This is a genomic window from Arthrobacter sp. NPDC080031 (assembly GCF_040702485.1).
Classification (GTDB): domain Bacteria; phylum Actinomycetota; class Actinomycetes; order Actinomycetales; family Micrococcaceae; genus Arthrobacter.
This window is the reverse complement of the sequence record NZ_JBFBLA010000018.1, coordinates 100,420-110,733: the sequence shown is the minus strand read 5'-3', so window position 1 is coordinate 110,733 and position 10,314 is coordinate 100,420. Positions and strand designations below refer to the sequence as shown.

Annotated in this window: 6 protein-coding genes and 1 pseudogene; 5 read left to right on the top strand and 2 right to left on the bottom strand. The window is 63.9% G+C overall.

Annotation, left to right across the window (positions count from 1 at the left end):
- The 5 genes and pseudogenes from AB0323_RS15980 to AB0323_RS15960 all read left to right on the top strand — a co-directional run.
- Positions 1-774 (top strand): annotated as a pseudogene (locus AB0323_RS15980) (glycogen debranching enzyme); the annotation flags it as partial.
- Positions 771-3,089, top strand: a complete 2,319-nt coding sequence (treY, locus tag AB0323_RS15975; protein ID WP_366178190.1) for a malto-oligosyltrehalose synthase — start codon at positions 771-773, stop codon at positions 3,087-3,089. The pseudogene AB0323_RS15980 and the gene treY, both read left to right, overlap by 4 nt.
- Before the next feature lie 59 nt (positions 3,090-3,148).
- The gene (treZ, locus tag AB0323_RS15970) at positions 3,149-4,906 is read left to right on the top strand and encodes a malto-oligosyltrehalose trehalohydrolase (protein ID WP_366178189.1); all 1,758 of its coding nucleotides are present in this window, start codon (positions 3,149-3,151) and stop codon (positions 4,904-4,906) included.
- A gap of 77 nt (positions 4,907-4,983) precedes the next feature.
- Complete coding sequence (gene mgrA, locus AB0323_RS15965; protein WP_366178188.1) at positions 4,984-6,021, top strand: L-glyceraldehyde 3-phosphate reductase; 1,038 nt, start codon at positions 4,984-4,986, stop codon at positions 6,019-6,021.
- A 165-nt stretch (positions 6,022-6,186) separates the two neighbouring features.
- Positions 6,187-7,272, top strand: coding sequence for an inositol-3-phosphate synthase (locus tag AB0323_RS15960; RefSeq protein ID WP_364534961.1), 1,086 nt, complete (start codon positions 6,187-6,189; stop codon positions 7,270-7,272).
- A 132-nt stretch (positions 7,273-7,404) separates the two neighbouring features.
- On the opposite strand, the gene AB0323_RS15955 is transcribed toward AB0323_RS15960, so the two are convergent.
- Both AB0323_RS15955 and AB0323_RS15950 read right to left on the bottom strand, forming a co-directional pair.
- On the bottom strand, positions 7,405-8,364 hold the full coding sequence (locus AB0323_RS15955) for a DUF559 domain-containing protein (RefSeq protein WP_366178187.1): 960 nt from the start codon (positions 8,362-8,364) through the stop codon (positions 7,405-7,407).
- Positions 8,365-8,563: 199 nt separating this feature from the next.
- Entirely contained in the window at positions 8,564-10,255 is a 1,692-nt protein-coding gene (locus tag AB0323_RS15950) for a formate--tetrahydrofolate ligase (RefSeq protein ID WP_366178186.1), read from the bottom strand.
- Between the last annotated feature and the right edge of the window lie 59 nt (positions 10,256-10,314).

Here is a 10,314-nt window from a genome sequence, read left to right as displayed (position 1 = left end):
CAGCGGGGCAACAACAACGGCTACTGCCAGGACTCCGAGCTGACGTGGATCAACTGGGACAGCGTGGACCAGCCCCTCGTCGAGTTCACGGCCGCAGTCAGCGCTCTGCGCGCCAAGCACCCCACCTTCCGCCGCAGCCGCTTCTTCGACGGCCGCCCGGTGCTGCGCGGCGAAGGCGAGAGGCTTCCGGACATCGTATGGCTTGACGTCGATGGAAGCACCATGACGCCGTCGGACTGGGACAGCGCTTTCGGACGCTCCGTGGGCGTGTTCCTCAACGGCGACGGGATACGCGGCCGGGACAACCAGGGCCGGCGCATCACGGACGTCAACTTCCTGCTCTACTTCAACGCCCACGACGAGGAAGTCGGTTTCAAGGTGCCCTCGGACGAATACGCACCCGCCTGGGACATCATCATCGACACCGCGGGCGGCGGGGCCGACACCGAACTCGTCCCGGCGGAAGCAGTCCTCGGTGTCGAGGCCAAGTCGCTAGTCGTATTGCGGGCACACAGCCTCCCGGACACGGAACCGGATCACTCGGTGGCCGCATCCCTCGCCGCGTTGTCGCAGACAACCACCGCCGAAACGGCTTCCCTGACTGCGCCAGCCACGCCGCCACCCTCCACCCGGAAGCGCCAGGTTGTGCCGGAAACCGAGCCTGAACCGAAAAAGCACCATTCCCCGGAGACGAAGGCTGCCCCCGAAACCAAACCTGCCGCTGCGCCGAAGAAGCCCAGAAAGCCGCGCACCCGCAAGGACGGAGGATCATGAGGACACCCCTCTCCACATACAGGCTCCAGATCAGGCCCTCGTTCACGCTCCAGGACGCGGCTGCCCTCACGGGTTATCTGCGCGAGCTCGGGGTGGACTGGGTGTACCTGTCGCCCATCCTGACGGCGGAGGAGGGCTCGGAGCACGGTTACGACGTCACCGACCCCTCCACCGTTGATGCTTCGCGCGGCGGGGCCGAAGGGCTCGCCGCGCTCTCCAAGGCGGCACGGGAGGCCGGCCTCGGGGTCCTGGTGGATATCGTCCCGAATCACATGGGCGTCGCGTCGCCCCCGCAAAATGCCTGGTGGTGGTCCCTGCTCAAAGAGGGCAAGGCCTCCCGCTATGCGGAAGCGTTCGACGTCGACTGGGACTTTGGCGGCGGAAAGCTCCGGCTTCCGGTCCTCGGCAGCGACGCCGACGTCGACAAGCTGGAAGTGGTCGGCGGCGAATTGCGCTACTTCGACCACCGCTTCCCGTTGGCCGAAGGAAGCTACACCAGCGGTGACAACGCCAAGGACGTCCATGCGCGCCAGCACTACGAGCTGGTCGGCTGGCGCCGGGCCGACAACGAGCTGAATTACCGCCGGTTCTTCGCGGTCAGCACGCTCGCCGGGATCCGAGTCGAAATTCCCTGGGTCTTCCAGGAAGCCCACGCGGAGATCGCCCGATGGTTCCGTGACGGGCTCGTTGACGGACTGAGGATCGATCACCCCGATGGGCTCGCGGACCCGGCCGGGTACTTGGAACGCCTGAAGGAAACCACAGGTGGCTCCTATCTGCTTGTCGAGAAGATCCTGGAGCCGGGGGAGGCACTTCCGGAGAACTTCGATTGCGAGGGGACCACAGGCTACGACGCCCTCGCCGACGTCGACCGCCTTTTCGTGGATCCCGACGCCGAGGCGCAGCTTGACGCCTTGGATGCCAGGCTCCGGGGCACCGGCTCTGCCGCCGACTACCAGGCCATGATCCACGGCACCAAGCGGCGCATCACGGACGGCATCCTGCATTCGGAAGTCCTGCGGCTCGCGCGGCTCGTCCCCGAGTCTCCGGAGCTACCCAATCCAGAGGTGGCCGACGCCCTCGCTGAAACCATCGCTTCGTTTCACGTCTACCGGAGTTATCTGCCGTATGGCAAAGACGCCTTGATAGAGGCCGTCGAACGGGCAGCCCGGACCAGGCCGGAGCTAGCACAGATCCTCAAGGCGCTGCTTCCGCTGCTGCTCGACGCCGGCAGTGAACTAGGCCGGCGCTTCCAGCAGACCTCCGGCATGGTCATGGCCAAGGGCGTGGAAGACACCGCGTTCTTCCGCTACACGCGCCTTGGCACGCTGACCGAAGTGGGAGCAGATCCCACCGAATTCTCCTTGTCCACGGCTGGATTCCACGAGCGCATGGCACGCCGCCAGGCATTGCTGCCGCTGTCCATGACCACCCTCACCACGCACGACACCAAGCGCAGCGAAGACACCCGGGCGAGGATCTCCGTTATCTCCGAGGCGGTCCCCGAATGGGAAGCGTTCGTGGACCGCATGCAGGACCTGGCACCGATTCCCGACGGGCCACTCGCTGTCCTCGTATGGCAAGCCATCGCGGGTGCCTGGCCGGCCAGCCGTGAACGCCTCCAGGGTTACGTCGTCAAAGCGGCACGAGAAGCCGGCAACTCGACCAACTGGACCGAGCCGAACGAGGCCTTCGAAGCGAAGCTCGCCTCCGCCGTCGACGCCGTCTTCGACGTGCCGGAGGTGACGGCCGCCCTGGAAGAGTTCGTTGCCCTGGTCGACCCGTATGGGACGTCCAACTCACTGTCGGCAAAAATTGTCCAACTGACCATGCCGGGCGTACCGGACGTCTACCAGGGCACAGAGTTCTGGGACCGTTCACTCACTGATCCCGACAACCGGCGCGCCGTCGACTTCGAACGGCGCAGGGCCGCTCTCGCAGCCCTCGACGCCGGTGCCCAGACTGAGGCGCGGGACGAGTTGGCCAAGCTGCTGCTGACTTCCCGTGCATTGCGCCTGCGCCGGGACCGGCCGGAGCTTTTCGCTGGATACAGTCCCATCGACGCCCAGGGTCCCGCGGCCGAACACCTCATCGCCTTCGACCGTGGCGTCCTTGTCGCCGGCGGCGGTGCGATCACTTTGGCCACGAGGCTCCCGCGGAAGCTTGAACGGAACGGCGGGTGGATGGACACCTTTATTCGTCTTGGGAGTGCGGTCCAGGACGAGCTCACAGGCAACAGCTACCCTCCCGGCGAGGTTGACGTCGCAAGGCTTCTGCAGAGATACCCAGTGGCCTTGCTCGTACCCATTAGCTAGCCAGAGCACCAACAACGGCGGGCAAACGAAGGCCCGGACGAGACGATTGAGGGGGAGCGATGGCTGAGAAGACCAGCGCGAAGAAACAGTTCGATGTGTGGGCTCCGTTTGCAGAGTCCGTGACTCTGCTCGCCGAAGGGCAGCACCACGAAATGCGGTCGCACGACGACGGCGCGGCGGGCTGGTGGACGGCGGACGTACCTTGGCGGGCCGGGACCGACTACGGCTATCTTGTGAACGGTGAGGGTCCCTTCCCGGATCCGAGGTCGCAACGGCAACCGGGCGGGGTCCATGCTCTTTCCCGCACCTTCGACGCCTCGTCCTATGCGTGGAACGACTCGGATTGGGCGGGGCGCGGGCTCGGCGGCGCGGTCATCTATGAGCTTCACCTTGGCACCTTCACTCCGGAGGGCACGCTCGACGCGGCCGTGGAGAAACTGTACTACCTCGTCGAATTGGGAATCGACTTCGTGGAGCTCCTGCCGGTCAATGCCTTCAACGGTCCCCACAACTGGGGGTACGACGGCGTGCTGTGGTTCGCCGTCCACGAGGCCTACGGGGGACCGGAGGCGTATCAGCGATTTGTGGACGCCGCGCACGCTGCCGGACTAGGTGTGATCCAGGATGTGGTCTACAACCATCTGGGGCCCAGCGGGAACTACCTGCCGAAATTCGGTCCCTACCTGAAGTCCGGCGAAGGCAACACATGGGGCGACTCCGTGAATCTGGACGGCCCCGGCTCCGACGACGTCCGTCAGTACATCCTGGACAACGCGGCCATGTGGTTGAGTGACTTCCACGTGGACGGGCTGCGCCTCGACGCCGTACACGCACTCCGCGATGAGCGGGCCGTGCATATCCTGGAAGACCTGGCTAGCCTCGCGGACGGCATCGAAGCCGAAACAGGCATCCCCAAGACCTTGATCGCGGAATCGGACCTGAATAATCCGCGCCTCATCTACCGCAGGGACACCAATGGCTACGGCCTGGAAGGGCAGTGGAGCGACGATTTCCACCACGCCGTGCACGTGAACCTCACCGGGGAAACCGCCGGCTACTATGCGGATTTCGATTCCCTAGGTGCGCTGGCAAAGGTACTCGAACACGGTTTCTTCCACGACGGGAGCTACTCAAGCTTCCGCGGCAGGCATCATGGCCGCCCCATTCGCCCGGGGCTGGTCCATCCTGCCGCTTTGGTGGTCTGCAACCAAAACCACGATCAAATCGGCAACCGCGCCGCCGGGGACCGCCTGAGTTCGAGCCTGTCTTACGGCAGGCTGGCGCTGGCGGCCGTACTGACCATGACCTCGCCGTTCACCCCGATGCTCTTCATGGGCGAAGAGTTCGGCGCGTCCACACCCTGGCAGTTTTTCACATCGCATCCCGAGGAATGGCTGGCCGAGGCCACAGCAAAAGGCCGGCTCAAGGAATTCGAACGGATGGGCTGGGACCCCGCATTGGTGCCCAACCCCCAGGACCCGGAGACGTTTGAACGCTCCAAGCTCAAGTGGGAGGAGGCGCACGACGGCGATCACGCCCGGTTGCTTGACCTTTACCGGGCGTTGGCGAACCTCAGGCGCTCGACGCCGGAGCTTGCGGGCGGCGGTTTCACAGACACCCATGTCGACTTCAGCGAAGAGGGCAAGTGGCTGGTTCTTAGCAGGGGCGCGGTGAGGGTTGCCTGCAACTTCGGGGACCGGACCCTGACGAAGGACATGGATGGCGAAGTCTTGCTCGCCACGGACTCCGCGGCCGCCGTCGGGAACGGAAAGCTGACGCTCCCGGGGGAGAGTGCCGCCGTCGTGCGCCTGAAGTGACCGCGCGCCTTAAGTGACTGCGCCCACATGACGGACACCGGCCTTCGAGGCTGGGAGGCGGTGGCAGGATGGTAGGTATGACTTATTCGGCTGCGGAAAACCGCTATGAAACCATGCCCTACCGCCGCGTCGGACGCAGCGGCCTCAAACTTCCCGCGATCTCGTTGGGACTATGGCACAACTTCGGCGACGACAAGCCCTTCGAAGAGCAGCGCGCCATCCTGCGGCGGGCCTTTGATCTGGGAGTCAACCACTTCGACCTTGCCAACAACTATGGCCCGCCGGACGGATCGGCTGAGACGAACTTCGGCCGCCACCTGAAGGATGACTTCAAGCCGTACCGCGACGAGCTCGTCATTTCGACCAAGGCCGGTTACTACATGTGGCCCGGCCCCTATGGAGAATGGGGCTCCCGCAAGTACCTGCTCTCCAGCCTGGACCAGTCGCTTCAGCGGATGGGACTGGACTACGTGGACATCTTCTACAGCCACCGTCCCGATCCCGAAACTCCGCTGGAAGAGACCATGGGTGCGCTGGACCACGCAGTCCGTTCCGGCAAGGGGCTCTATGCAGGAATCTCGTCCTACACGCCCGAGCAGACCCTCGAGGCCGCCCGGATTCTCAAGGAGATGGGCACGCCGCTTCTCATCCACCAGCCCAGCTATTCCATGCTGAACCGCTGGACCGAGAACGGTTCGCCGAACCTCTACGAAACGCTTGACCAGGTTGGCGCAGGATCCATCGCCTCCTCCCCGCTGGCACAGGGGATGCTCACCAACCGGTACCTGAACGGCGTCCCCGCGGACTCGCGCGCCGCCAAGGAACGGTTCTTGTCCCAATCAGCGCTGACTGAGGAAAAGCTGAGCCGGGTGCGTGGTTTGAACGCCATTGCCGAAGGACGCGGCCAGACCCTCGCCCAGATGGCTATCGCCTGGATCCTGCGCGAGCAGCCCAAGGGTTCGCCTGTGACATCGGCCTTGGTGGGCGCGTCAAGTGTCGCGCAGCTGGAGGACACCGTGTCCGCGATCAACAACCTCGACTTCACGTCAGAGGAACTGACTGCCATCGACGAGTTCGCCGTCGAATCGGACATCAATCTGTGGGCGCAGAAGTAGATTCCGAAACTTAATACACTTGCGGGGCCGGCTGGGAACAAAGCCGGCCCCGTTCGGGTTGGCTACAATGCAAAGAGCGCCGAATGGCGCTGTGCCTTTAAGACGCCGTCGTACATCCAGGTACGGACGCGCTAGGTACCTGAGGTTAGTTCTCGAAGGAGTTCCGTGTCTTCACATCCGATTCGTGTCGCCATTGTCGGCGTAGGTAACTGCGCCGCTTCGCTGGTCCAAGGTGTCCACTACTATCGCGATGCCGACCCCCAGGCCACGATTCCGGGTCTGATGCATGTTGAGTTCGGCAAGTACCACGTCAATGACGTCCAGTTCGTCGCTGCCTTCGACGTCGACAGCAAGAAGGTCGGCCTCGACCTCGCTGACGCCATCGGCGCCAGCGAGAACAACACCATCAAGATCGCCGATGTCCCCTCCACCGGCGTGACCGTGCAGCGCGGCCACACCCTGGACGGACTGGGCAAGTACTACCGCGAGACCATCGTCGAGGCCCCGGAAGACGCAGTGGACATCGTCGCCGCACTGCGCGAGGCCAAGGCCGACGTCATGGTCTGCTACCTGCCGGTCGGTTCGGAGGAAGCCGCGCACTTCTACGCGCAGTGCGCCATCGACGCCGGTGTTGCCTTCGTCAACGCCCTGCCGGTCTTCATTGCAGGCACGAAGGAATGGGCCGACAAGTTCACCGCGGCTGGCGTGCCGATCGTCGGCGATGACATCAAGAGCCAGATCGGTGCCACCATCACGCACCGCGTCATGGCCAAGCTCTTCGAAGACCGCGGCGTCACGCTGGACCGCACGTACCAGCTGAACGTCGGCGGCAACATGGACTTCAAGAACATGCTGGAGCGCGACCGCCTGGAATCCAAGAAGATCTCCAAGACCCAGGCCGTAACCTCCAACGTCGAAGCCAAGCTCCACGCCGACGACGTGCACATCGGCCCCTCCGACTACGTCGCCTGGCTCGATGACCGCAAATGGGCGTTCGTCCGCCTCGAAGGCCGCAACTTCGGCGACGCCCCGGTGTCGCTCGAGTACAAGCTTGAGGTCTGGGACTCCCCGAACTCCGCCGGCGTGATCATCGACGCCATCCGCGCCGCGAAGATCGGCCTGGACCGCGGCATCGGCGGCCCGCTGCTCTCTGCTTCCAGCTACTTCATGAAGTCCCCGCCGGAGCAGTTCAACGACGACCTCGCCCGCGAAAAGGTCGAGGCCTTCATCCGCGGCGACGTAGAGCGCTAACTCCCGCTGCCGGCCTGCCCGGCCTGGCCGGATCGGCTGGACTGCCCGGACGCTCGCTCACTTGTGTGGGGTTTTGGCTGGACGCTCGCTCACTTACAAGTGAGCGGGCGTCCGTCGTTTAATGCTCGCTCGCTACACGGCGCTTGCAAAGCCGGATGCGACGGCGGGATCGACCCACGCTGATCGCAGTGCCTTCTTGATCTTTTTGGTTGCCTGCTCGAAACCATCTGCCAAATCTTCCTTGCGGAAGACGAGGACCGTCCATCCGGCTGCTTCGAAGGCCTTGTTCCGGCGTCGATCACTGAGTGTCTGGGCCTCCTCGAGGTGATGGCCGCCGTCGTACTGAATGGCGACCCGCCTTTGGCGGAACCCCAAATCCGCCGACGGCGAGAACGGATCGTCACTTCGCAGCTTGAGTTGAAGTTCCGGTTCGGGGATTCCAGCGTCCAGCATGGCCAAGCGAAGCAGGGACTCAGGCGCGGAATCCGCGCCCACGCGCATCAGTTCGAGCGCCTGCCGGGCACGCACGACGCCTTGTAAATTTGGATGCCGTTCCACGAGGGCGCGCAGTTCTTCAAGGGTCGTGAACGGGGTGTCCCGCCCTTCCAGCGCCTGGCGGGGTACGCGAATCAGCTCGTCGCCCATGCAGACGAGGTCGTTCAAAGGAAGCACCCGGGCCATGTCCAGCCAAGTGCGGGGGCGTGTGCTGATCCGTATTCCATCAACGGATTCGACCTCGTTCACGGCCGCGATCACCCTATGCGCGATCACGCCTTTGCGGCGGGCTCCAGGCAACGATCGCGGCTTGCTGAGGTGCAGCTCCGTCGAATCGGCAAGCCACGGCGGAAGGCAGGAGCAGCGAAGGCGCGCAGCCGTCACATGGGAGATCCAAGCCCCGGGAGTAGCGGCCGACAGCGCACGGGCGGCGGACTCAAGATCGAAGTCCCAGCCGACCGGACGGTAGAGGCTACGGCTGACGCGTTCGACGTCGGCGCGAAGCAGGCGGCTGCGCGGCACACCCTGGGCATGGGCCTCGGCAAGGGTGAACGGTCCTGAAAGCAGTTCAATGGGAAGGGCAATCTCGTTTCGCATACCCGCATTGTTGCGCAAATGGGCGGGTGCCTGCAGAAGTTATCCACAGGCTAGGGATTCGGCCGTAGGTCTTGTCGTGCTCGGGAGCTGTATGTGAGCGCGCGTTTCCCGAAAGTGCTGTATACGTGAGCGAGCGTTCTGCGAAAGTGGCACATAGGTGAGCGAGGGTTTCGTAAATATGGCAATACGTGAGCGTGCGTCAGAAGAGGCCCACCGGATTTCCGTGCTCATCGACGTCCATTCGCATCGCAGCGGGCTCCTTGGGCAGTCCGGGCATGGTCATGACTGCACCGGTCAATGCGACAATGAAGCCCGCACCGGTCTTGGGAATCAGCTCGCGCACGTGCACCGTGAATCCCTTGGGGGCACCCAACTGGGAGGCGTCGTCGGTGAATGAGTACTGCGTCTTGGCCATGCAAACCGGCATTCCGCTCCAGCCGTTTCTCCGGATGTCCGCGAGGCGCCTGAGCGCGGGGACGGAGAATTCCACGCCGTCGGCGCCGTAGATTTCCTGCGCGATCGTGCGGATCTTGTCCTCCACAGACAGGCTCAGAGGATACAAGTGTCGGAAGTCCGACGGCGCTGCTGCCGCCACCGCCGCGGCGACCTTCGCCGCGAGCTCATCACCGCCGTCGCCCCCTCCACCGCGGCCCCAGACATCCGCGACCGCCGCCTGGACTCCCTCCCGGGCGCACCAAGCCAGCAGCCATTCGAGCTCTTCTGTTGTGTCCGACGCGAATCTATTGACTGCAACAACCGGTGTGACGCCAAACTTTTCGACGTTGTGCACGTGCCGTTTCAAGTTCTCGACGCCCGCAGCGAGCGCCTCAACGTTCGGCTCCTTGAGAAGCTCCTTCGGGATGCCGCCCTGCATCTTCAGCGCCCTGATGGTCGCGACCACGACGACCGCGGACGGCGCCACGTCCGCGATGCGCGACTTGATGTCCATGTACTTTTCGGCTCCGAGGTCGGCGCCGAATCCCGCTTCCGTGACCACGATGTCCGCCAGCCGTTGGGCCGTTCGCGTGGCGATGAGCGAGTTACATCCGTGCGCGATATTGGCGAACGGGCCGCCATGCACGAGGGCCGGGGTTCCCGCGATGGTCTGCACGAGATTCGGTTTGATGGCATCCTTCAGCAGCATGGTCAGTGCACCCTGGACACCGAGATCAGCCACCGTAACCGGCCGCCGGTCATAGGTGTAGCCGAAAGTGATGCGGCCGAGGCGCTCGCGGAGATCATCCAGGTCCCTCGCGAGGCAGAAGACGGCCATGATTTCCGAGGCCACGGTTATGTCGAACCCGTCCTGTCGCGGCACTCCCTGAGCGGGCCCACCGAGGCCGATGATGACCTCGCGCAACGAGCGGTCGTTCATATCGAGGACCCGTTTGAACGTCATGCGGCGCGGATCAATGTTGAGCTCGTTGCCTTGGAAGATGTGGTTGTCCACAAGGGCCATGAGGGCGTTGTTGGCTGAAGTGATCGCGTGGAAGTCGCCGGTGAAGTGCAGGTTGATCTCGTCCATGGGGAGAACCTGGGAATAGCCGCCACCGGTCGCTCCTCCCTTCATGCCCAGGATCGGTCCGAGGGACGGCTCGCGCAACGCGACCATCACGCGGTGGCCGGCCCGTGCCAAGGAATCGGCAAGTCCTACCGTGGTTGTGGACTTTCCCTCACCCGCCGGCGTCGGGGACATGGCCGAGACGAGGACTATCTTGCCCGCGCGTTTGACGTCCGGGAGACGGAGCTTGGCGAGATCGATTTTCGCCTTGAACCGGCCGTACAGTTCCAATGCATCGACGTTGATCCCGGCATGCTCCGCGATCTCCTCGATGGGACGTATCGCTGCATTCTGGGCAATTTCAAGGTCGCTCAAGTTCTTTTCAGACATCCTTGTCCTCAACTCCGCGGGAACACTGTTCGCGACAATCTACCAGCCACGCCTTCATA